Source organism: Sphingomonas sp. A2-49 (assembly GCF_025548555.1).
Taxonomy (GTDB): domain Bacteria; phylum Pseudomonadota; class Alphaproteobacteria; order Sphingomonadales; family Sphingomonadaceae; genus Sphingomonas.
Genome location: NZ_JAJLPA010000029.1, coordinates 22,094 through 43,407, shown reverse-complemented (window position 1 = coordinate 43,407; position 21,314 = coordinate 22,094). Strand labels below are relative to the sequence as shown.

Below are 21,314 nucleotides of genomic sequence, written 5' to 3'. Positions count from 1 at the left end.
GGTCGACGACGCGCTGGTCGACGCGCTCCACGCCGCCGGCTTTACCATCGCGATCGAAACCAACGGCACCCTGCCGGCGCATCCGGGGATCGACTGGATCTGCGTCAGTCCCAAGGCGGGCAGTGTCGTCGTCCAGCGGACGGGCGACGAACTGAAGCTGGTATGGCCGCAGCCGGGTACCGATATTGACGACGTCGAACGGTGGGATTTCACCCACCGGCTGCTCCAGCCGATGGACGATGCGCGGGGGACTGCGAATGTCGAGGCGGCGATCGCGCTGGTGATGGAACGCCCGCACTGGCGGCTGTCGCTCCAGACGCACAAGCTGCTCGGCCTGCGCTGAGGCGCTCTCCCGCCGCAGGGCGGGAGAGCGCGGACGGCGTCAGCGCAGCGCGGTTTCGGTCGGTGCCGGCGGGGTCGCGGCGACCGCGACGGCGGCGGTCGGGGCGACGGGCGGCCAGGCGAAGGCGCCACACTTCTTGGTGACCCACTCGCCCTTCTTGTTCCAGCAGATCGGATCGAACCGCGGCTTGGACGCATAGTCGCGGCCGAGCACGCGGGTGAAATGCTGCTCGCCATAGGGCGTCAGGCTGTTGCGCAATTCGCGGATGCGGGAAAGCGCCAGATCGCCGAAGCCGCCACGCGGCGCGAAGATGGCGTCGCGGCCGATCTCGCTGGCGGTCTGGCAGAAGTTGAACTGCGCCGCCACGGTTGCGAACGTCGAATAGGTGCGCGTGCCGAACTGATCGAGCGCGTTCTGGCCGGCCTTCACGGTCTTGTTCGTGCGGGTGAAATATTTGGTCAGCGTGGTGAAGACGTTGGCCAGCTCGTCCTTGTGGTCGAGCAGGATGGCGTTGTAATTCTCGCGGGTCAGCAGCGTCGGTTCGAACTGGCATTGCAGCGCGGCGACGTTGAGCGCGGCGCGCATGTTCCACGCCATCGCGGCGCGCAGTTCGGCGGGGGTCGCATCGGGCAGCGTCTGGCCCAGGTTGGCCTCGACACCGGTCACCGCGTCGCCGCGGAAATCGTGCGACCGCAGGAAGAACTGGGCCGAGGCGGGCGCCGTCGCCGCCATCAGGCCGATCGCCGCGCCGCCAAGCGCCAGCGCGGTACGCAACAGGGTCATGTCACCAAATCCTCCCGGAAGGCCGTTTATCGGTCGATTCTAGATCGTTTTGGCCGGCGACCCAATCCCCGATTAAGCACGATCGGGGCGAAACCGCCAGAAATGCGCCGAAGCGTTGGCCCGCCGGGCACACGCCGGGAACCAAAAAGAAAAGGCCGCCCGGTCGCCCGGACGGCCATTTCGCGATCGCAACGACCCGACGGGCCGTTACGGCCGATTACATGGCGTTGGTGGTCGCCGTGTCGTTCGACATCATGGTGTCGTTCGACATCATCGTGTCGTTCGCCATCATGCCACCGTTCATGCTGCCGTCGACGGCAGTCATGTTGTCGCTCATGGTGCCCATGTCGTCGGTGGTGTTGAGGTCGGTGACCATCGTGTTGTCGGTGGTGGTCTCGGTCTTCGGACCACAAGCCGAGACGGCGAGGGCGGCGCCGGCGATCAGCGAGCCGGTCAGGACCTTGGAGATGAGTGCACGCATTGGAAGCTCCCTAGATAAAGGATTTGGACGGCTTGCTGGCCCTTTTAATACCCAAATCGCAGTGGACATTAATCGCATAACGCCCCGCCCTCAAGCCTCGTTTTCCCCCGGGGCGGTTCCGACGGGCAGGAAAGAGACGAAAGGAGCGCCGGCGCGCTCTCCGCAAGGGCCGCGTCGAACGTCGCGAGGCGCGTATCGCGGCCCAGCGCGGCGAGGCTGGTGACCGGATAATCGGGCAGGCCGCACGGCACGATACCGCCGAAATGCGTCAGATCGGGGGCGACGTTGACCGCGAGGCCGTGCATCGTGATCCAGCGGCGGACGCGGACCCCGATCGCGCCGATCTTCGCCTCCGGCCCGCCATCGCGCGTCCAGATCCCCACCCGCCCCTCGGCGCGAAAGGCGGCGACGCCCATCCGGTCGAGCGCGGCGATCACCCAGCCCTCGACGCCATGGACGAAACAGCGCACGTCGCGCCCGCGGGCGTTGAGATCGAGGACGAGGTAGACGATCCGCTGCCCCGGACCGTGATAGGTGTATTTGCCGCCGCGCCCGGTCGAAACCACCGGGAAGCGCGGGTCGATCAGGTCGCCTGCCTGCGCGCTGGTTCCCGCGGTGTAGATCGGCGGATGTTCCAGCAGCCAGATCAGTTCGCGCGCCTCGCCCGCGAGCACCGCCGCCGCGCGCGCTTCCATCGCCGCCAGCGCCTCGTCATAGGGGGTCAGCCCCGGCGACACCCGCCATTCGATCCCGTCGATGTCCGTCATGCCCGCCATGTGCGCGCGCCGCCGCGGGCTTGCAAGGTGGCGGGCCGCCGGGCGCCAAGGCGATGGCCAAGCCGCGACGCTTGGGCTAACCGGGCGCAAGGGGCGACGGACGGGCGCCGCGAACGGGGTTGCAGATGGTCAAGATGGGCAATGTGTGGGACCGCACGGTCGAGGTGCTCAACGGACGGGGCGGCATGCTCGCCGGGCTCGCACTGGTGTCGCTCTTCGCCCCTGCCGCACTCGCCGCGGCATTCAAATCTTTTGCCGCGCCGTCCACGGCGACGCTGCTCGCCAGCGGGCTGCTGACGCTGGGCGTGACGATCGCCGCTTTGTGGGGACAGCTGGCGATCATCGCGGCGTCGAGCGATCCCGCGACCGACCGGCCCGCCGCGATCGATGCGGCGAACCGCCGGGTGGGCCCGGCGATCGGCATCGCGCTGCTGCTGGCACTGATCTTCATGATCGCGCTGCTGCCCGCCTTCTTCCTGTTCCTGGGCGCCGGGTTCGACTGGACCGCGATCAGCAACGGCACACCACCGGCCGCGACGGCGCCGGGGATCGCCGGCGTGGGCGTGCTCTACGTCCTGGCGCTCGGCATCGCTCTGCTGTTCGTCGGTGCGCGGCTGCTGCCCTTCTATGCGGTGATTCTGCACGAACGCTGCGGGATCGGCACGATCGCGCGCTGCTGGCGGCTGACGCGGCGGCACACCTGGCGGCTGGTCGGGGTCGTGCTGTTGTTCGTGCTCGTCGCGGGGATCGCGACGCTGGCCGCGCAGACGGTGATCGGCCTCCTGTTCCGGCTGATGCTCGGGGCCGGTGCGGCGCAGGCGGTCGCGTTCGCGGCGGCGATCGCCGGTCAGGCGGTATCGACCGCGCTGACGCTGGTCGCCATCGTCTTCTCCGCGCAATTGTACCTCGCGCTGGTCGATCGCGAGCGGCGGCTGCGCGAGCGGGCGGCGACACCGGTTGCCGCGGACGATGCGTGGCGGGATCCGGCATGAAGGTGACGCTCGCGGCGCTGCTCGGCGATGCCTGGGCGCTGTTCCGGCGCGACGCCGACCTGCTGCTGCGCGTCGCCGGGCTGTTCCTGTTCGTCCCCACCTACGCCATGCTGTTGCTCGTCGGGCCGTTGCCGCTGCCCGATTCGCGCATCGTCGATACGCAGGCGCGGGCGCAGGCGTGGATGAACGGGCTCGACGCCTGGGTGGGCGATTATGGCCTGGGATCGGCGGGCGCCTATGCGATCACCTATTTCGGGCTGGCGGTGGTGTTCTGCCTGTTGCTCGACCCGATGCGGCCGACCGTCGGCGAGGCGTTGGGCCGCGGCGCGACGCTGTTCCCGCGCTTCATCCTTGCGACGGTGATCGTCTCGATCCCTGCGGGAGCGGGCATGTACATCCTGCTGCTGCCCGGATTGTGGCTGATGAGCCGCTTCATGCTCGCCGGCCCGATCGTGTTTGCGCAGGCGCCGATCGGCGCGGTCGCGGCGATCGGCCGGTCGTGGCAGGCGACGCGCCGGGCGCAGCTGTCGCTGCTCGGTGCGATCGTCACCGTCTACCTCGGCGGGCTGCTCGCGGGCCAGCCGTTCATGCTGCTCGCCCGCTGGCTAGGCAGCGAGACGGGCGGCAATCCGATCGGCATCGCGCTGGCGCATGCCGTCGCCGCGGGCGTCGCGATGCTGAGCCAGCTCGCCGGCGCGCTGATCGCGGTCGCCGCCTATCGCCGGTTGGCGGCGGCGCGCTAGAGCCGCGGCACGTGTGCGCCCGCGGTGTCGGGCAGCAGGCCGAGCGCGCGCGGGTCGGGAAACGTCTCGATCGTCCGCCGCACCGGCGTGAACCCCTGCGCCCGATAGAAGCCGAGCGCGGACGGGTGGTCGAGCGTGCAGGTGTTGACGCAGACGCGCGCAACGCCGGGACGCCATGCGCGCGCCATCGCCTCCGCCATCAGCCAGCGACCGTGCCCCCTGCCGGTCAGTTCGGGGACCAGCCCGACATAGGCCAAGGTGCAGAGCCCCGGCTGCCGCAGGTCGAGTTCCAGCATCCCGATCTCGATCCCCGCGCGGTCGATCGCGGCATGCACCTGCACGCACGGATCGTGGACGATCGCGGCCAGCGCCGCATCGTCCATCGCGAGCCGCGAATACCACAGCCACGGCCCGCCGACGCGGCGGAACAGCATGCGATACCGGTCGGGGTCGGGCCGTTCCCAGCGGACGAGGCGCAGCGGCGAGGCGGGCAGGGGGCGCAGCGGTGGCCGGCGCGTCATCTCCAGCGTGGTGACGATCGTCGCGAGTTCGGCCGGATCGACCGGGATCAGCGCCATCGCGTCATTCCCACGTCGCCAGCGGCGGCAGGCTCATCAGGATCGCGTCGATGTTGCCCCCGGTCTTCAGCCCGAACAGCGTGCCGCGGTCGTAGACCAGGTTGAATTCGGCGTAGCGCCCGCGCCACGCGAGCATCTGTGCGATGTCGGCGGCGTCGAACGGCGTCTCCATCCGCCGCCGCACGATCCGCGGATAGACGTCGAGGAACGCTTCACCGACCGCGCGGGTGAAGGCGAAGTCGCGTTCGAAGTCGCCTTCGAGGTGATCGTAGAAGATCCCGCCGACGCCGCGGTGCACCTTGCGGTGCGGAATGTAGAAATACTCGTCGGCCCAGGCGCGGAAGCGCGGATAGTAGGCGGGATCGTGCGCGTCGCACGCGGCCTTCAGCGTCGCATGGAAATCGTCGGTGTCCGCCGCCACCGGCAGCGGTGGGTTGAGGTCGGCGCCGCCGCCGAACCAGCGTTTCGTCGTCGCCAGGAAACGCGTGTTCATGTGCACCGCGGGCACGTGCGGATTGGCCATGTGCGCGACCAGGCTGATCCCCGTCGCGAAGAAGCGCGGATCGTCGCCGGCACCGTGGATCGTCTTGCCGAAGTCGCCGTCGAGCATGCCGCCGACGGTGGAGACGTTGACGCCGACCCTCTCGAACACCTTGCCCTTCATCACGCCGCGGACGCCGCCGCCGCCGGGCGCACCGGAGGGATCGGTCCGGTCCCAGGACACATAGTCGAAGGCCGCATCGGAGCCCGCCTCGCGTTCGATCGCCTCGAACGTGGTGCAGATGCGGGTGCGCAGCGCTTCGAACCAGCTGCGGGCGGCGGTCTGTTGGTCGTCGAGGGTCAGCATGCCCGCGCTGTAGCGAATGCGGCGCGGTCAAGTCGAGCATCGCGCTGGCATTCGCTGCCGCCGGCTGGCAAGCGCGCCGGCATGCGCCGCCCGACCCGCCGATCGCTGTTCCGTGGCCTGCGCGTCACCGCAGTCAGTTCGGCGTTCGTCTGCGCCTTCGTCGCGGCGGCGGGCTATTTCGATCGCGACCCCGTCCACGTCTATCCCGCCGTGCCGCCCACCGCGGACGTGGCGGTGGTCAACGTGTCGGGCGACATGGGGCTGCGCTTCCTGCTCGGCGCCTCGACGTCGCGCGGGCTGACCGGGCATCACCTGCCGGTCGTCGGCATCGCCTCTCCCGCGGTCTTCCGCCAGCGGCGGACGCGGGCGGAGGTCGACGCGTTCATGGTCGACGTGGTGCGCACGGCGCTGGCGCGGACCGGCAAGCGCCGGATCGTCGTGATGGGGCAATCCTATGGCGCGGACATCGTCCAGACCGGTCTTGCGCGCCTGCCCGCCGCGCTGCGGGCGAACGTGGCGGCGATCGTCCTCGTCCTGCCGGGCGATTCGGTCTGGTTCCGCGCCGACCCGACCGGCTGGTCCTATCGCGGCACGCCCGACAGCGTCGCCACCACCACCGCCGACACGCTGACCTGGGCACCGCTGACCTGCATCTACGGGGTCGAGGAGGACGACAGCCTTTGCCCGCGGCTGCGGGTGCCGGGCGCGCGGATCGTCGGCATGCCGGGCGGGCACAACATCCACCACGACGAGGATGCGTTGCTGACCCATGTGCTGGAGGCGATCCGGGTCGCTTCGCGATAAAGGGCGCACTCAGGCGCGGAGAGGAAATGGGTTGGCGCGGAGGTGCCGTGGGCGGCGCAGCCTCTCGAACCGCATCCAGGGTGCAATTCGGCGGTGTTCGGGGATGGCCTTGTCCGGAACGAACGCCTCCGCGTCTGATCCCTAGCCCGGCCATCCGCCCGTCTGCCGCAGCGCCTCGGCCGCGACGATCGCCGCGGACACCGACAGGTTGAGCGAGCGCAACGGCGGCGCCATCGGGATCACGACGCGCGCATCGGCGCGGGCATGGACGTCCTCCGGCACCCCCGCGCTCTCGCGCCCGAACAGCAGCACGTCGTCGCCGCGAAAGGCGAAGTCGTGCAGCGGCGTCGCGCCCCGCGTCGTCAGCAGCACCAGCCGCCCCGCCGCCTGTCCGGCGAAGGCGTCCCAGTCGGCGTGGCGGGTCAGCGCGACATGATCGATATAGTCCATCGCGGCGCGCGCGACGCGTTTGTCGTCCCACTGGAACCCCATCGGCTCGATCAGGTCGAGCGCGATGCCGAGACACGCGCAGGTGCGCATCACCGCGCCGACATTGCCGGCGATATCGGGCTGGTAGAGGGCGATGCGCAGGCCGGTGGTCATGGCGGCCGTCTAGCCCGGCCGCCGCCCGCGGTAAAATGCTGTTGGCAAAGCGCGGGCGTGCCGTCTATCAGGCCAGCAGCCCGCCGTGGGGATGGTAGGGCTCGGTGGGTGCGCGATTTCGACTCCTCACGGCGGTGAGGCGTTCCTCCGCGAATAAAAAGGTTAGGGCAGAGACGAATGGCGACTGACAGCATGGTTCCTCCCGGTGAATCGCCGGAACCGTTCCACGAGGAAGTCCACGATCCCCGCCGCCGCGATTTCATCAATATCGCCGCCGTGTCCTTCGCCGGCGTGGGTGCGCTGGCCATCGTGCTGCCGCTCATCAACCAGATGAACCCGTCGGCCGACGTGCTCGCGCAGTCGACGACCGAGGTCGATCTTTCCAAGATCCAGCCGGGACAGGCGATCAAGTCGCAGTTCCGCAAGCAGCCGCTGTTCGTCCGCAACCTGACGCCCGCGGAAATCGTCGAGGCGAACAAGGTCGACGTCGCCTCGCTGCGCGATCCCCAGACGCTCGCCGACCGCACCAAGCCCGGCAAGGAGAACTGGCTCATCACGCTCGGCGTGTGCACGCACCTGGGCTGCGTGCCGCTGGGCGCGGGCGAGGGCGAGAACAAGGGCCCGTTCGGTGGCTATTTCTGTCCGTGCCACGGGTCGGCCTACGACACCGCGGCGCGCATTCGCCAGGGGCCGGCGCCCAAGAACCTTGCCGTTCCGAATTACACGTTCAATTCCGACACCGTCGTGACGGTGGGTTGAGGTAGCAGCAGATGAGCTTTCCCTGGGCCAAGCACTACGAGCCGAAACAGCCGCTGATGCGGTGGCTCGACGAGAAGCTGCCGCTGCCGCGCCTCGTCTACAACGCGGTCGGCGCGGGCTATCCCGTGCCGCGCAACCTCAATTACTTCTGGAACTTCGGCGTCCTCGCCGGCGCGGCGCTCGCGATCCAGATCATCACCGGCGTCGTGCTGGCGATGCATTATGCCGCCAACGCCGGCGTCGCCTTCGGCTCCGTCGAAAGCATCATGCGCGACGTCAACGCCGGCTGGTTCCTGCGCTACGCGCACGCCAACGGCGCCTCGATGTTCCTGCTGGTCGTCTACATCCACATCGGCCGCGGCCTCTATTACGGGTCGTACAAGGCCCCGCGCGAGATGGTGTGGCTGCTCGGCGTCGTCATCTTCCTGCTGATGATGGCGACCGCGTTCATGGGCTACGTGCTGCCCTGGGGCCAGATGAGCTTCTGGGGCGCGCAGGTCATCACCGGCTTCTTCTCGGCGATACCGCTGGTCGGCGAGACGATCCGCATCTGGCTGCTGGGCGGCTTCGCGCCGGACAATGCCGCGCTCAACCGCTTCTTCTCGCTCCACTATCTGCTGCCGTTCGTCACCGCGGGCGTCATCATCCTGCACATCTGGGCGCTGCACATCCCGGGGTCGAACAACCCGACCGGGGTCGAGGTGAAGGGCGAGCAGGACACGGTGCCGTTCCACCCCTATTACACCGCGAAGGACGCGGTCGGGCTGGGCGTGTTCCTGCTGATCTTCGCTAGCCTCATCTTCTTCAGCCCGAACCTGCTCGGCCATCCGGACAATTACATCGAGGCGAACCCGCTCTCGACGCCGGCGCACATCGTTCCCGAATGGTATTTCCTGCCGTTCTACGCGATCCTCAAGAGCTTCACCGCGGACTTCATCCTGCCGGCCAAGCTGTGGGGGGTGCTGGCGATGTTCGGGTCGATCCTGCTGCTGTTCTTCCTGCCGTGGCTCGACACGTCGCCGGTCCGCTCGGCCAACTTCCGGCCGAAGTACCGCGTCTTCCTGGGCGTGCTGCTGTTCGACGTGCTGGTGCTGGGCTATGTCGGCGGGGCGGAGGCGAATGCGCGCAACGTCATCCTGGGGCAGATCGCCTCGGCCTATTATTTCGCGCACTTCCTCATCATCCTGCCGTGGGTCGCCCGTTCGGAGCGTCCGCGCCCGTTGCCGAACTCGATCACCGAGGCGGTGCTGGCGAAGCATGGCGGCACCAGCCCGGCGCACAGCGCCGTCACCGCCTCGGCGCACGCCTGAACCGACTGGGGACCTTCAGACATCATGCCTCGCATCATCGCATCCCTGGTCGGCGCAGCCTTCGTCTTCGTGCTCGCGATTGCGCTCTTCGGCACTGCCAAGACCGCGATCCAGGAGCCCGCGGCGGAAAGCGCCGAGCACGTCTTCCACCTTCACCCCGAGGATATCGGGCTGCCCTCCAACGGCTTCTTCGGCAAGTTCGACAACCAGCAGCTGCAGCGCGGCTTCCAGGTGTACAAGGAGGTCTGCTCGGCCTGCCACAGCCTGAAGTACGTCGCGTTCCGCGACCTCTCGAAGATCGGCTACACCGATCCCGAGATCAAGGCGATCGCCAACCAGTGGGTGATCGAGCAGCCGAGCGTCAACCCGGAGACGGGCGAGGCGGCGACGCGCAAGAACGTGGCCAGCGATCACTTCCCGTCGCCCTTCGCCAACGAGGTCGCCGCCCGCGCCGCCAACAACAATGCGCTGCCGCCCGACCTGTCGCTGATGTCGAAGGCACGCCACGACGGATCGAACTACATCCACGCGCTGCTGACCGGCTATCGTGCGCAGCCCGCCGCGCTCATCAAGGAATTCCCCGGCGCCAAGACGCCCGAGGGGCTTCACTACAATCCGTATTTCGCGAACCTCAACATCGCGATGCCGCCGCCACTGACGTCGGATGGTCAGGTGACCTATTCGGACGGGACCAAGGCCACAAAGGACCAGATGGCGCGCGACGTCGCCGCCTTCCTGACGTGGACGGCGGAGCCCAACCTCAACGCCCGTCATGCGGCCGGTGTCGCCGCCGGGATCTTCCTGCTGATCTTCTGCTTCCTCGCCTGGGGCGCCTATCAGAACGTCTGGCGCGACGTGAAGCATTGATCGACCGCCGCCCCGTCGCGAAAGGCGGGGCGTAGGATCGTGTGACCTGAAGGGGGGAGTGCCATGCGGCGCTCCCCCCTTTTGCTTGCCCGCGTCGCGGAACCAGGGCCCGGCCTTCCGTCAAGGCCGGAAGGCTGGCGCATTCGCTTACTGCTACGGCGCGGCGTTGCGGGGGCCGGTAAACATCAAGCGGTCGGCAGGCCGCGCCAGCCCTGACGCCCACCGCGCTGTGGACCGCAGACCCGGTGCAGCGTGACGGTGCGGATGATGGAGGCGCGGCATGCCCGCATGCCGATCGATGCGTGCAAGGGGCGAGGGTACACCCCGTCGGCCATGTCGGCGAAGGCGCGGCGCGGACCGTCGTGCATGCTGCTTGCTCCGCCATCGAAAGGGTTGATTAACCGGAAACGCTCCGCAGACTCGTCGTTCGCTGACCTGGCAGCTCGCCCGGAGATAGTCGACGATCTCCTGAGCTCGAGCACGCCCTACATTTTTCGGCGGATGACGTCGTGGCAAGCATCTCCTCGTTCGGGCTGAGGTTCGCCACCAGCCGCCTCTGCCTAACGTGCTCCTCCTCCAGAATTTCAGGCGCTTCATCGCCGACGGCATTAGCCCCGCCCGTACTTGCTACGCTATCGGTAATAAGTCCGGATCGACATGCCGGGCTTCCGGCACACCTCTTCTACGGTCGTACCATCCTCAGCCTGCTTGAGGATCAACGTTATCTGCTGTGCGCTGAACCTCGACTTCTTCATCGGCGGCTTCCGTCGTCCGGCGCCTGCCAAACCTAACCGGGAATTGCTCACAAAGAATGGACTAATCCGAAGGGCTTAGGTCACCAGCAAAGTACAGGGTTTCAAGCAATCACAAAAACGCCATCGACTATCGCGCCGCTCTCGATCGCGCAGCTCTTGCAAACGGCGCGTGCGCATAAATGCGATTCCGTTCCGTCTATATTTCAAGTATTTATGATGATCTGAACGATATCTCCATGTCAACGACATAATCTGCGAGTTACGTCCATATCGACGCGAGTTATCTGTTGCGAAGATGGGTTATTTTGACTAAATTATAACCAAAGAATTATTGAAAAGGGGGAAATTCGATGAGAGCGTATAAGATTACTTAAGCTATCCTCGTACATTCTATACCTTTTTGTACGTCGAATGCGGGCGCCCAGTCGACCAAAGCTAAGGCGTGTCAAGATGTTGAAAAAATGGCATTTTCCGATGCATGTCGCGCAATGGGAATGACTCGCAGCATCAGCAACTATGCGTCGGCGAGGCAGCACAAGCATACTATAGCTGCTTTTTTGACAATGAGCCGGCCGCTTTTTACGCCTCGAGAAACGAATATAATACATTCAAAATTAGTAATTTGTAATTTGCGGGTGATAGCAGGTTAATGACTTTCGTTCGCCAATGATTCTTATCACAGAGTATCATATAGGGCGCAGCAGTGGCCGGATATGCGCGATCAAAGAAACATTCAAGCGTCCCAACGCTTACTGCTACATCGTCTTATGCCGTCGATAGGAAGCATAACCGGCTATCGTCGAGATCGATTGAAGTAGTCACGTCGCTAAAGACCTAGAGGCAACCTATCGGATCGCCCGAAGTGTGTTCCTCACCAATTTTGTTAAACAGTTGACGCGGTTCCCGGCAACGCTTGAGCTTTGAATCGGACTTTCAAAATCCCGCTGCGGTTACGCGAGGCATTGGAGCGTCAGCTCTTGTAAGTAAGCACCCGCATTCCCGCGGGTGCATTCAGGAGGAAGGCTGGATGCGGTTCTGGATTTTGAGCTTGATCACGCTGGCGGCAACCGGCGCGACGGCGCAATCCACGCCTTCGACGAAGCAGGAGAGCGAGGTGACCATCATCGGGCGGCGTGCGCCCGACGGCGCCGAACTGCTCCGGCAGGTAGACGCAATTGCTGGCCATCCAAGCTTCGACAAACCACTAGCCCGCTTCACCGATCCCGTCTGCCTGGGCACGATGGGCCTCGACTCGAAGTCCGGTGCGTTGCTCTTGGACCGCATGGTGCAGGTGGCGGAGGCGGCGCACGTGCCGATGAATGGCAAGGCCAAGTGCATCCCCAACGTGCTGGTGTTATTCATCGACGACAGCCAATCCGCGATCAAACATATTGCCAAGCGCATGTCAGGCCTCTTGCGCAGCCTGTCGTATTCCGAGATCAAGGCGCTGATCAAAGAGCCTGGGCCGGCCTATGCATGGAGCGCGGTGGAAACCCGATCTCGCGACGGAGACAGGCTGGGCATGGGGATGCCGGGAGAGGTTGCCGGGCCGGGCGAGGTGCCTACGCTGCGCGTTCCCACAGCAACACGCACCGCGCTGTCCATCCGGCAGGATATGCTGTCCTCGGTCGTAATCATCGAGCGCAAGGCGGTGCAGGGCAAGCTGATAATACAGATCGCAGACTACGCCGCAATGCGAGCCTTCGTCGAAACGAAGCCGCAACGCAATGCGGGCGCGCCGACGATTTTGACGTTATTCGACGAAGGCGTTGTGGCGCCGACCGAAATGACCGCCTTTGACCGCGGCTATCTGCTCGGAACATATCAGGGTGAGGGGAACAACCTACCCAGCTTTCAGATGGGTGACATGGCGCGGGCAATCGGTGCGGAACTAGCCAAACAGGAGCCGAGCCCCTGAATGAGATTGAGTCCAATCGTGATTGCTGGCGAAGGGACACGCGATCAGTCCCGCATGGCCGCGCCCACGTCCTGCGGAACCACCACCAGAACCGCGAAAGAACGTTTTATTTTTGTTCGAACTAGGAAACAAAGCGTCTCCTGACAGCACGATGGTTGCCGGCGCAAGCTGTTGCCATGGCGCCATTTATGGGCAGCGTGTATACGTATGGTGCAAGCGCGGTTTTGCGCGTGGCGTGGCATGCCCGCATGCCGATCGATCCTGCGGGGCGATGCGTGCAACGGGCGGGGGTACACCCCGTCGGCCATGTCGGCGAAGGCGCGGCGCTGGCCGTCGTGCATGTCGCGCATCGCCGGGTGTCGATCGCCGGCATTGACCGCATACCGCCGCCGGGCGACACGCGCGGGCATGAACGACGATCTCAGGGCGCTGGTCCGCACGATCCCGGACTTCCCCAGTCCCGGCATCCAATTCCGTGACATCACGACGTTGCTGCTCGATCCCGCCGGCCTCGCCACGACGGTCGAACGGATGGTGGCCGCCACGCATGGCCCGGTCGATCTGGTCGCCGGGATCGAGGCGCGGGGCTTTCTGTTCGCCGCGGCGCTCGCGATCCCGCTCGGCGCCGGCGTTCTCCTGATGAGTAAGGACGGCAAGCTGCCCGGCGCGACGATCGCGGAGGATTATACGCTGGAATACGGGCAGGACCGGATCGCGATGCATGCGGACGCGCTCGTTCCCGGGCAGCGCGTGCTGCTGGTCGACGATCTCATCGCGACCGGGGGTACGGCCCGCGCGGCGGTACGGCTGCTGCGCAAGGCGGGCGCAGAGGTGGCGCAGGCACAATTCGTCATCGACCTCCCCGATCTGGGCGGGGCGGCGGCATTGCGCGCGGAGGGCTTGCGCGTCGATGCGCTGTTCGCCTTCGCCGGTCATTGATGGTTCAGTCGGAACTTGCGACGATCCGCCCTCGTTGAACGACGATCGGCGCGTTTTGCCTGTGTCCCCCGCGCCCCTCGATGATGGGAGAGCGTGTATGTTTCTCAAGCGTCTGGCGATCGCCGGCCTGATCTTCGGTGCCGGTATCGGCACCTCCGCCTGCACCGATGGCTATGGCTATAGCGGCGTCGCGGTCGGTTACGGCGGTGGCGGCTATTACGGCGACGGCTATGGCTACGGCGATCCGTATGGCGGCGGCTATGGCTACGGATATGGCGGCTATCCCAGCTATTTCGGCTGGTATGGCGATTATTATTATCCCGGCACCGGCATCTACGTCTACGACCAGTATCGGCGGCCCTACCGGTGGAACGACGGTCAGCGGCGCTATTGGGAGGGGCGGCGCAACGGCTGGCGCGGCGACCGGAATTTCCGCAACGACTGGAACGGTTTCGACCGGCGCGGGCAGGGGGTGCGTCCCGATGGCGGCGGCGCGCCATATGGTCGCGGGGATGGCTATCGGGGCGGGGATCGCACGCCCGGCTATCGCGGCGACGGCATCCGTGGCGATCGCGGCGGCTGGCGCGGCAACCGGCAGAATTTTTCGGGCCAGCCCGCCGTGACGCCGCAGTCCGCGGTGCCGCCTTCGGCCACGCCGCAGCGGTCGCCCGGCATGGGCCAGCGCAGCTGGGGCGGCAACCGGGGCTGGAGCGGCGGTGGCCGCGAGGGGCGCGGCGGCGGGCGCGGTCGCCGCTGACGGCGACGCATGCCGGCGGCGGGTGGCGCCCGGTCAGTCCGGCCGGGTCGCCACCAGACCGTTGGACACGAAGGTCATCACCATGACGTCGTCCTGATTGAACACCGCCATCCGGCTCTTGAAGATGCCCATCTCCGGCCGGCTGGCCGACCGGCGCTTTTCGAGCACTTCGGTTTCGCAGCGCAGCCGGTCGCCCGGATAGACGGGCTTCAGCCAGCGCAGTTCGTCGATGCCCGGCGATCCCAGCCCCGCCTGCCGGTTCGCCTTCAGATGCTCGACCAGCATCGCCATCGTCATCGCGCAGGTGTGCCAGCCGCTCGCCGACAGCCGGCCGAAATGGGTGGTGGCGGCGGCCTCGTCGGAGAGATGGAAGGGCTGCGGATCATATTTCGCGGCGAAGGCGACGACGTCCTCGCGCGTGACGGGATAATCGCCGAAACGTGCCGTCGACCCGACGACGATGTCCTCGAAATATTGCACCGCTTCGCTCTCCTATCGTTTGAGCACCTGCGTAAACGGTGCGTCGTCGCCGTCCAGCCCCGTGCCGCGCGGCAGGCCGATCAGGTCGCGCAACAGCGGATTGATGTCGGTGTTGTCGAAGCGCGCCAGCCGCTTGCCGGCGGCGAACGCGGGCCCGTTGGCGATGAATAGCGCCGCCATGTCGGGCGCCCGGTTGTCGTAGCCGTGCGCGCCGCCGTGGATCGGATCGCGGCTCGCGGTCTTGAGGATCAGCCACCCCGTCTCCGCCAGGCAGACATAGGGCGGGATGCGCGCGTTGGTGCCGTAGCGGAAGCGCGCCGGAACCGCCGCCTTGCGCCAGCAGGTCATGTGCGGATGCGGCTTCAGCAACGCCGCCTCCAGCGCCGCGGCGCGGCCGGCGACGGGGAACAGCGTGGCATAGGGGCCGCTTTCGAGGAGCCGGTAATCGGCGGGGTCGGCGATCCGGTCCAGCGCGATCGTGCGGCTGGCGTCGGTCGCGGCCATGCCGTGATCGGCGACGATCACGAGGTTCGCGGGCTGGCGCAATTCGCGCAGGCCCCGGACCAGCCGCCCGATCTGAACGTCGACCTCGGCGACCGCCTGCGTCGTCGCTGCCGCCTGTGGCCCGTTGGCATGGCCGGCGCTGTCCACCGTGTCGAAATACAGGGTGACGAAGCGCGGGTGGGTGGCGGCGGGCCGCCGCATCCAGTCGATCACGGCATCGACCCGCTGCGCGCCCGTGACCGCCTGGTTGAACTGCTGCCAGTCGTCCGGTCGGGTGGCGTTGGCGACCGCGCCGTGGCTGTCGGGCAGGATCGTGCCGCCCCAGCCGACGTTCGCGCCCGGCCAGAACATCGTGGCGCTGCGCACCCCGGCCCGCTGCGCGGTCACCCAGATCGGCTCGGCGGCGTTCCACCAGAACGGATCGTCGCTCGCCATCGTGAAGGTTTCGCCGGGACGGGCGGGATCCTCCATCCGGTTGCCGACGATGCCGTGATGGTCGGGCACCTTGCCGGTGACGAGCGTCCAATGGTTGGGGAAGGTGACCGACGGGAAGGACGGGCGCATCGACGCGGCCACGCCGCCGGCGGCGAGCGCGACGAGGTTCGGCGTCACGCCCCGGTCGAGATAGTCGGGGCGGAAGCCGTCGATCGACACGAGGATGGTGACCGGTGCGGCCCCGGCCGTCATCGTCGACGCGGACACCGGTGCAGCGAGGACGGCGCCGGTCGCCGGCGGGGCCGGCCGCGTCACCGGCGCCAGCGCGCGCGGCGTGTAGGGAAGCGTGCAGCCGGCGAGCGCCAGTGCGGACAAAACGAGCGGAATCAGTCTCACAGGCGGATCGTCCCGTACAGGATGGCTGTATCCCTCCTACCCGGCGCATCGTGACCGCAACAAGACGGCGGACGAAATTTGAACCCACCCCCGTTGTGCGTTAGAGCGCGGCGCTTTTGCCGAACGGACGCTGATGACGCTTTACACCCGCTTTGCCGCGCATGTCGCGACGGCCCTCGACACGCTGGTCCAGTCCGGCACGCTGCCCGGCGGCCTCGATCGGCGCAACGTCACGGTCGAGCCGCCGCGCGACGTCACGCACGGCGATCTCGCGACCAATGCCGCGATGGTGCTCGCCAAGCCTGCGGGCATGAACCCGCGCGTGCTGGGCGAGGCGCTGGCGGCGGAACTGGCGCGGCTGGACGAGGTCGCCGGGGCCAGCGTCGCGGGGCCCGGCTTCATCAACCTGCGGCTGACCGATGCCGCATGGCGGAACGAACTGGCGCAGATCGCGGTGGCGGGCGACGATTACGGCCGCTCGGCGACCGGCGCCGGCATCACCGTCAACGTCGAATATGTCAGCGCCAACCCGACCGGCCCGATGCACATGGGGCATTGCCGCGGCGCGGTGGTCGGCGATGCGCTCGCCAGCCTGCTCGAATTCGCCGGCCATACCGTCATCCGCGAATATTACGTCAACGACGCCGGCGGCCAGGTCGACGTGCTCGCCCGCTCGGTCCACCTGCGCTACCGCGAGGCGCTGGGCGAGACGGTGGCAATCCCCGAAGGCCTGTATCCCGGCGACTATCTGGTGCCGGTGGCGCAGCAGCTCGCCGGGGAATTCGGTGACCGCTACGTCGGCGCGCCGGAGAGCGAATGGCTGGCGCTGTTCCGGACCCGCGCGGTCGCCGCGATGCTGGTGATGATCCGCGACGATCTGGCGCTGCTCGGCATCCACCACGACCTGTTCTCGTCGGAGGCGGAATTGCAGGCGGCGGGCAAGCCGGAGGCGGCGGAGGCGGAGCTGCGCGCGCGCGGCCTGGTCTACGACGGGGTGCTCGAGGCGCCCAAGGGCGAAACGCCCGAGGATTGGGAGCCCGTCGAGCTGCCGCTGTTCCGCTCGTCGCAGTTCGGCGACGATCAGGACCGGCCGATCAGGAAGTCGAACGGGCAGTGGACCTATTTCGGCGCCGACCTCGCCTATCATTTCCAGAAGAGCCAGTCGGCGGACCAGCTGATCGACATCTGGGGCGCGGACCATGCCGGGACCGTCAAGCGGATCGTCGCGGCGGTCGCGGCGCTGACCGGCGGCAAGACCCGGTTCGACGTGAAGCTCGTCCAGATGGTGCGGCTGCTGCGCGGTGGCGAGCCGGTGAAGATGTCGAAGCGGGCGGGCAATTTCGTCACGCTCGCCGACGTCGTGCGCGAGGTCGGCAAGGACGTGGTGCGCTTTACCATGCTCACCCGCCGGTCCGACGCGCAGATGGACTTCGATTTCGCCAAGGTGGTGGAGGCATCGAAGGACAATCCGGTCTTCTACGTCCAGTACGCCCACGCCCGCATCGCCTCGCTGCACCGGCGCGCCGAGGAGGCCGGCATCGCGGGCGGCGCGGCCGACCTGTCCCGGCTTGATACGGAGGAGCTGGCGCTGGTGAAGCTGGCGGCGCAGTTCCCGCGCGTCGTGGAAACCGCGGCGACGGCACGCGAACCGCATAGAATTGCTTTCTATCTCTATGACTTGGCTGCCGCGTTCCATGCCCTGTGGAACGTCGGCAACGACCGTCCCGACCGGCGTTTCCTGGTGGTGGAGGATCACGACGCCACCCGCGCACGTCTGTCCTTGGCGACGGCGGTCGCGCAGATTATTCGTAACGGGCTCAGCATCATGGGTGTGGTCGCGGTTTCGGAGATGAAGTGATGGCGGACGACATGGACCTGCGCGAGGAGGACCGCCTGCCGTGGCTCGAAACCGTCGAGCCCGACGAGGATCGCGGTGCGCCGGTCGGCAAGGTCGTCGCGCTGGTCGTGCTCGGCCTCGCGGTGCTCGCGGCGATCATCTACGGCCTCTACGCGATCCAGTCGCGCCAGTCCGCCGACGGCCAGCTGATCGCGGCGCAGTCCGGTGCCTACAAGGTCCGCCCCGACGAACCGGGCGGGCTGAAGGTGAAGGGCGAGGGCGACGCCGCGATCGCGACGAGCGCCGGCAAGGCGGGCAACGGCTCGATCGACCTCAACGCGGTGCCCGAAAAGCCGATCGACGGTCGCCGCGTCGCGCCGGTCAGCAAGCCCGTCACCGGCGGCGGCAGCAACGCGGTCGCGCAGGTTCCCGCATCCGGCGGCAAGCTGGTCGCGGCCCAGCCGGTGACCGTGCAGCGTGCTCCCGCGGCGGGGGCGGCGGGCAACGGTTCGCTGGTGCAGCTCGGCGCGTACCCGAACGAGGCGACCGCCAACGCGGCCTGGACGACCTTTTCGAAGCGGTTCAGCTATCTAGCGCCGCTCGGCAAGTCGGTGCAGTCGGTCGCGACCGGCGGCCGGACGCTGTATCGCCTGCGCGTCAATGCCGGCAGCGCGAACCAGGCCGCCGACATCTGCGGGCGGCTGCGCGTCGCGGGCGAAAGCTGCTTCGTCGCCAGCTGACGCGGGGGGGGGAAGGCGCCCCCCTCGCATCTTGTGCGTACCCGCGCTAACCCGGCGCATATGAAGCCCGTCATCTTCGGTATCGCCGGCCCGTCGCTCACGCCCGACGAGCGCGCCTTTTTCGCGGACGTCGAGCCGGCGGGGTACATCCTGTTCCGGCGCAACATCGTCGATCGGGCGCAGGTGCGCGCGCTGACGGATTCGTTGCGCACGCTGTCGGGGCGCGCGGACCTGCCGATCCTGATCGATCAGGAGGGCGGGCGCGTCGCGCGGATGGGGCCGCCCGAATGGCCGGCCTTTCCGGCGGGCCCGGCGTTCGCCGCGCTCTACCAACGGGCGCCGATGTCGGCGATCCAGGCGATGCGCGCCAACGGGCAGGCGCTGGGGCTGATGCTGGCGGAGGTCGGCATCACCGTCGACTGCGCGCCGATCGTCGACGTGGCGCAGCCCGACACGACCGAGGCGATCGCCTGCCGCGCCTATGGCAGCGATCCGATGCAGGTCGCCGCGCTCGGTCGTGCGATGCTCGAAGGGCTGGCGGCGGGCGGCGTCGTCGGGGTGGTGAAGCACATGCCGGGCCATGGCCGTGCCGTCGTCGACAGCCATCACCTGCTGCCGACCGTCACCGCATCCGCGGAAGAGCTGGCCGTGGATCTGGAACCGTTCCGTACGCTTGCGCATGCCACGATGGGCATGACCTCGCACATCGTGTTCGAGGCGTGGGATCGCGAGCGGCCCGCAACGCTGTCGCCGACCGTCATCGCCGACGTCATCCGCGGGGCGATCGGCTTCGACGGCCTGCTGATGACCGACGACATCGACATGAAGGCCCTGTCCGGGACCGCGGGAGAGAAGGCGGCGGGGGCGATCGCCGCCGGGTGCGACCTGGTGCTCGATTGCTGGGCGCGGATGGACGAGATGATGGATATCGCGGCGCGGCTGGGCCCGATCGCGGCGTCGGCGCGGGCGCGGCTCGACCGCGCGATGGCATCCGTCGGTGCGCCGCAGGGCGATGTCGACGAACAGATCGCCCGCCGCGACGCCTTCCTGGCGCTGGCCTGACGCGCGCGGCGCGATGGGCGAGCCCGAACAGCTGACGCTGGACCTCGAAGGGTGGGAAGGGCCGCTCGACCTGCTGCTGACGCTCGCGCGCTCGCAAAAGGTCGACCTGCGCCGGGTGTCGATCCTGGCGCTGGTCGAGCAATATCTGCGCTACATCCGGCAGCGCCAGACGCTGAAGCTCGAGGTGGCGGCGGATTATCTCGTGATGGCCGCATGGCTCGCCTATCTGAAATCGGCGCTGCTGCTGCCGCGCGATCCCGCGGTGGAGCCCGATCCCGAAGAGCTCGCGCTGCGGCTGCAATTGCGGCTGGAGCGGCTGGATGCGATGCGCGAGGCGGGGGCGCGGCTGATGGCGCGCGATCGGCTGGGCCGCGACGTGTTCGCGCGGGGGACGCCGGACGGGCTGCACGTCGTTCGCGCCACCCACTGGCAGGCCGAAATCTACGATCTCATCGCCGCCTACGGCCGGATCAGCGCACGCACCCGCCCGGTGATGCACGTCGTCGCGGACCGCGAGGTGATGACGCTGGAGGCGGCGCTGGCGCGCGTGTCGCAGCTCGTCGGCAGCCGGATCGACTGGGCGACGCTGGACAGCTTCCTGCCCGACGGATCGGGACGGCTGCGCCGGTCGGCACTGGCCTCGTCGTTCCTCGCCGCACTCGAACTCGCCAAGCAGGGCCGGGTGGAATTGCGCCAGCACGCGCCCTTCGCGCCGCTCTACCTGCGGGCGCTGGCGTGAGCCCGCCGGACGATGCGGTGCGCGCGGTCGAAGCAATCCTGTTCGCCGCATCGGGACCGATCGGCATCGCCGCGATCCGCGCGCACGTCGGCGACGTCGACGTCGCCGCCGCGCTGGCGCGACTGGAGGCGGATTACGCCGGGCGCGGCATCGTGCTGGTCCGGCGCGGCGATCGCTGGCATTTCGAGACGGCGCCCGACCTGGCGCATGTGTTGCGCCGCGATCGCGACGAGGTGCGGCGCCTGAGCCGCGCGGGGATCGAGACGCTGGCGATCATCGCCTATCACGAACCCGTCACCCGCGCCGAGATCGAGGCGATCCGCGGCGTCCAGATCAGCAAGGGCACGCTCGACGTGCTGATGGAGGCGGGCTGGGTCCGGCCGGCGGGGCGGCGCGAGGTGCCGGGGCGCCCGCTCACCTTCGCCACGACGCCCGGATTCCTGGCGCATTTCGGCCTCGCCAGCCGCCGCGACCTGCCCGGCATCGACGACCTGCGCGCGGCGGGTCTGCTCGACCCCGTCGACGTCGCGCCCGACGAAGCTTTGGAGGTGGAAACCGGGACCGATAGCGACTAGATAGGCACGCATTCTAGGAGATACGCCATGGGCAGCTTCAGCCCGATCCATCTGCTCGTTCTCGCCGTCGTCGCGATCCTGTTGCTCGGTGGCGGACGATTCTCCAACCTGATGGGCGACGTCGCCAAGGGTGTGAAAAACTTCAAGAAGGGCATGGCCGAGCACGACGACGAGGTTCCGGCGAAGCCCGCGCCGCGTATCGAAGCGCAGAAGACCGCCGAGCCCGCGTTCGATCGCGACGGCGAGCGCGTCCGCGACGACCGTTAAGTCCATCCCGATGCATGGCTGCGG

The 21,314-nt window shown here is 67.7% G+C and carries 25 protein-coding genes and 1 pseudogene; 16 read left to right on the top strand and 10 right to left on the bottom strand.

What is annotated here, in order from left to right:
- A pseudogene (locus LPN01_RS17195) lies at positions 1 to 343 on the top strand (7-carboxy-7-deazaguanine synthase QueE); the annotation flags it as partial.
- A 39-nt stretch (positions 344 to 382) separates the two neighbouring features.
- Here LPN01_RS17195 and LPN01_RS17190 read toward each other — a convergent pair.
- From LPN01_RS17190 to lipB, 3 genes are all read right to left on the bottom strand, one after another.
- Complete coding sequence (locus LPN01_RS17190) at positions 383 to 1,126, bottom strand: hypothetical protein (protein ID WP_262829648.1); 744 nt, start codon at positions 1,124 to 1,126, stop codon at positions 383 to 385.
- A gap of 217 nt (positions 1,127 to 1,343) precedes the next feature.
- A complete protein-coding gene (locus tag LPN01_RS17185; RefSeq protein ID WP_262829647.1) occupies positions 1,344 to 1,607 on the bottom strand; it encodes a hypothetical protein in 264 nt (87 codons plus the stop codon).
- Between the two features lie 68 nt (positions 1,608 to 1,675).
- On the bottom strand, positions 1,676 to 2,374 hold the full coding sequence (gene lipB, locus LPN01_RS17180) for a lipoyl(octanoyl) transferase LipB (protein ID WP_262829652.1): 699 nt from the start codon (positions 2,372 to 2,374) through the stop codon (positions 1,676 to 1,678).
- 134 nt (positions 2,375 to 2,508) lie between these two features.
- On the opposite strand from lipB, the gene LPN01_RS17175 reads away from it, so the two are divergent.
- Both LPN01_RS17175 and LPN01_RS17170 read left to right on the top strand, forming a co-directional pair.
- Complete coding sequence (locus tag LPN01_RS17175; RefSeq protein WP_262829646.1) at positions 2,509 to 3,375, top strand: hypothetical protein; 867 nt, start codon at positions 2,509 to 2,511, stop codon at positions 3,373 to 3,375.
- On the top strand, positions 3,372 to 4,118 hold the full coding sequence (locus LPN01_RS17170; RefSeq protein WP_262829645.1) for a hypothetical protein: 747 nt from the start codon (positions 3,372 to 3,374) through the stop codon (positions 4,116 to 4,118). Before LPN01_RS17175 ends, LPN01_RS17170 begins: the two co-directional genes overlap by 4 nt.
- On the opposite strand, the gene LPN01_RS17165 is transcribed toward LPN01_RS17170, so the two are convergent.
- Together LPN01_RS17165 and hemF are read right to left on the bottom strand one after the other, a co-directional pair.
- Positions 4,115 to 4,696 (bottom strand): GNAT family N-acetyltransferase, encoded by a 582-nt coding sequence (locus LPN01_RS17165; protein ID WP_262829644.1) that lies wholly within the window; start codon positions 4,694 to 4,696, stop codon positions 4,115 to 4,117. The two genes, LPN01_RS17170 and LPN01_RS17165, sit on opposite strands and share 4 nt — an antisense overlap.
- Before the next feature lie 4 nt (positions 4,697 to 4,700).
- On the bottom strand, positions 4,701 to 5,543 hold the full coding sequence (gene hemF, locus LPN01_RS17160; RefSeq protein WP_262829643.1) for an oxygen-dependent coproporphyrinogen oxidase: 843 nt from the start codon (positions 5,541 to 5,543) through the stop codon (positions 4,701 to 4,703).
- Between the two features lie 81 nt (positions 5,544 to 5,624).
- Here hemF and LPN01_RS17155 point away from each other — a divergent pair, with 81 nt between their 5' ends.
- Positions 5,625 to 6,347, top strand: a complete 723-nt coding sequence (locus LPN01_RS17155; RefSeq protein WP_262829642.1) for an AcvB/VirJ family lysyl-phosphatidylglycerol hydrolase — start codon at positions 5,625 to 5,627, stop codon at positions 6,345 to 6,347.
- A gap of 141 nt (positions 6,348 to 6,488) precedes the next feature.
- On the opposite strand, the gene LPN01_RS17150 is transcribed toward LPN01_RS17155, so the two are convergent.
- The gene (locus LPN01_RS17150; RefSeq protein ID WP_262829641.1) at positions 6,489 to 6,950 is read right to left on the bottom strand and encodes a tRNA (cytidine(34)-2'-O)-methyltransferase; all 462 of its coding nucleotides are present in this window, start codon (positions 6,948 to 6,950) and stop codon (positions 6,489 to 6,491) included.
- A gap of 192 nt (positions 6,951 to 7,142) precedes the next feature.
- Here LPN01_RS17150 and petA point away from each other — a divergent pair, with 192 nt between their 5' ends.
- Genes petA through LPN01_RS17135 form a run of 3 tightly spaced genes read left to right on the top strand, consistent with a single transcriptional unit; the run spans position 7,143 to position 9,886 of the window.
- Positions 7,143 to 7,709: a ubiquinol-cytochrome c reductase iron-sulfur subunit gene (gene petA / locus LPN01_RS17145; protein WP_262829640.1), complete on the top strand. Its 567-nt coding sequence runs from the start codon at positions 7,143 to 7,145 to the stop codon at positions 7,707 to 7,709.
- An 11-nt stretch (positions 7,710 to 7,720) separates the two neighbouring features.
- Complete coding sequence (locus LPN01_RS17140; RefSeq protein ID WP_262829639.1) at positions 7,721 to 9,019, top strand: cytochrome b; 1,299 nt, start codon at positions 7,721 to 7,723, stop codon at positions 9,017 to 9,019.
- A 24-nt stretch (positions 9,020 to 9,043) separates the two neighbouring features.
- Entirely contained in the window at positions 9,044 to 9,886 is an 843-nt protein-coding gene (locus LPN01_RS17135; protein WP_262829638.1) for a cytochrome c1, read from the top strand.
- 185 nt (positions 9,887 to 10,071) lie between these two features.
- Here LPN01_RS17135 and LPN01_RS17130 read toward each other — a convergent pair whose 3' ends face one another.
- Together LPN01_RS17130 and LPN01_RS19165 are read right to left on the bottom strand one after the other, a co-directional pair.
- Positions 10,072 to 10,254 (bottom strand): hypothetical protein, encoded by a 183-nt coding sequence (locus LPN01_RS17130; protein WP_262829637.1) that lies wholly within the window; start codon positions 10,252 to 10,254, stop codon positions 10,072 to 10,074.
- Positions 10,255 to 10,518: 264 nt separating this feature from the next.
- Positions 10,519 to 10,641: a transposase gene (locus LPN01_RS19165; protein ID WP_410482848.1), complete on the bottom strand. Its 123-nt coding sequence runs from the start codon at positions 10,639 to 10,641 to the stop codon at positions 10,519 to 10,521.
- Between the two features lie 1,027 nt (positions 10,642 to 11,668).
- Between LPN01_RS19165 and LPN01_RS17125 the strand changes: the two genes are divergently transcribed.
- The 3 genes from LPN01_RS17125 (at position 11,669) to LPN01_RS17115 (ending at position 14,255) form a co-directional block, all read left to right on the top strand.
- Positions 11,669 to 12,559: a hypothetical protein gene (locus tag LPN01_RS17125; protein WP_262829636.1), complete on the top strand. Its 891-nt coding sequence runs from the start codon at positions 11,669 to 11,671 to the stop codon at positions 12,557 to 12,559.
- Between the two features lie 408 nt (positions 12,560 to 12,967).
- Complete coding sequence (locus LPN01_RS17120) at positions 12,968 to 13,498, top strand: adenine phosphoribosyltransferase (protein WP_262829635.1); 531 nt, start codon at positions 12,968 to 12,970, stop codon at positions 13,496 to 13,498.
- 97 nt (positions 13,499 to 13,595) lie between these two features.
- Complete coding sequence (locus LPN01_RS17115; protein ID WP_262829634.1) at positions 13,596 to 14,255, top strand: hypothetical protein; 660 nt, start codon at positions 13,596 to 13,598, stop codon at positions 14,253 to 14,255.
- 33 nt (positions 14,256 to 14,288) lie between these two features.
- On the opposite strand, the gene LPN01_RS17110 is transcribed toward LPN01_RS17115, so the two are convergent.
- The gene (locus LPN01_RS17110) at positions 14,289 to 14,735 is read right to left on the bottom strand and encodes a MaoC family dehydratase (protein WP_262829633.1); all 447 of its coding nucleotides are present in this window, start codon (positions 14,733 to 14,735) and stop codon (positions 14,289 to 14,291) included.
- A 12-nt stretch (positions 14,736 to 14,747) separates the two neighbouring features.
- Positions 14,748 to 15,926, bottom strand: coding sequence for an ectonucleotide pyrophosphatase/phosphodiesterase (locus tag LPN01_RS17105; protein WP_262829651.1), 1,179 nt, complete (start codon positions 15,924 to 15,926; stop codon positions 14,748 to 14,750).
- Between the two features lie 277 nt (positions 15,927 to 16,203).
- On the opposite strand from LPN01_RS17105, the gene argS reads away from it, so the two are divergent.
- The 6 genes from argS to LPN01_RS17075 are packed head-to-tail and all read left to right on the top strand — an operon-like array spanning position 16,204 to position 21,290.
- Complete coding sequence (gene argS / locus LPN01_RS17100) at positions 16,204 to 17,928, top strand: arginine--tRNA ligase (protein WP_262829632.1); 1,725 nt, start codon at positions 16,204 to 16,206, stop codon at positions 17,926 to 17,928.
- Entirely contained in the window at positions 17,928 to 18,647 is a 720-nt protein-coding gene (locus LPN01_RS17095) for an SPOR domain-containing protein (protein ID WP_262829631.1), read from the top strand. The genes argS and LPN01_RS17095 overlap by 1 nt, the downstream gene beginning before the upstream one ends.
- A gap of 60 nt (positions 18,648 to 18,707) precedes the next feature.
- The gene (locus LPN01_RS17090; RefSeq protein ID WP_262829630.1) at positions 18,708 to 19,709 is read left to right on the top strand and encodes a glycoside hydrolase family 3 N-terminal domain-containing protein; all 1,002 of its coding nucleotides are present in this window, start codon (positions 18,708 to 18,710) and stop codon (positions 19,707 to 19,709) included.
- Positions 19,710 to 19,722: 13 nt separating this feature from the next.
- Positions 19,723 to 20,448 carry a segregation and condensation protein A gene (locus LPN01_RS17085; protein WP_262829629.1) on the top strand — a complete coding sequence of 242 codons (726 nt, stop codon included), beginning with the start codon at positions 19,723 to 19,725 and terminating at the stop codon, positions 20,446 to 20,448.
- Positions 20,445 to 21,023 carry an SMC-Scp complex subunit ScpB gene (gene scpB, locus LPN01_RS17080; protein ID WP_262829628.1) on the top strand — a complete coding sequence of 193 codons (579 nt, stop codon included), beginning with the start codon at positions 20,445 to 20,447 and terminating at the stop codon, positions 21,021 to 21,023. The genes LPN01_RS17085 and scpB overlap by 4 nt, the downstream gene beginning before the upstream one ends.
- Before the next feature lie 27 nt (positions 21,024 to 21,050).
- Entirely contained in the window at positions 21,051 to 21,290 is a 240-nt protein-coding gene (locus LPN01_RS17075; protein ID WP_262829627.1) for a twin-arginine translocase TatA/TatE family subunit, read from the top strand.
- The last annotated feature ends 24 nt before the right edge of the window (positions 21,291 to 21,314 follow it).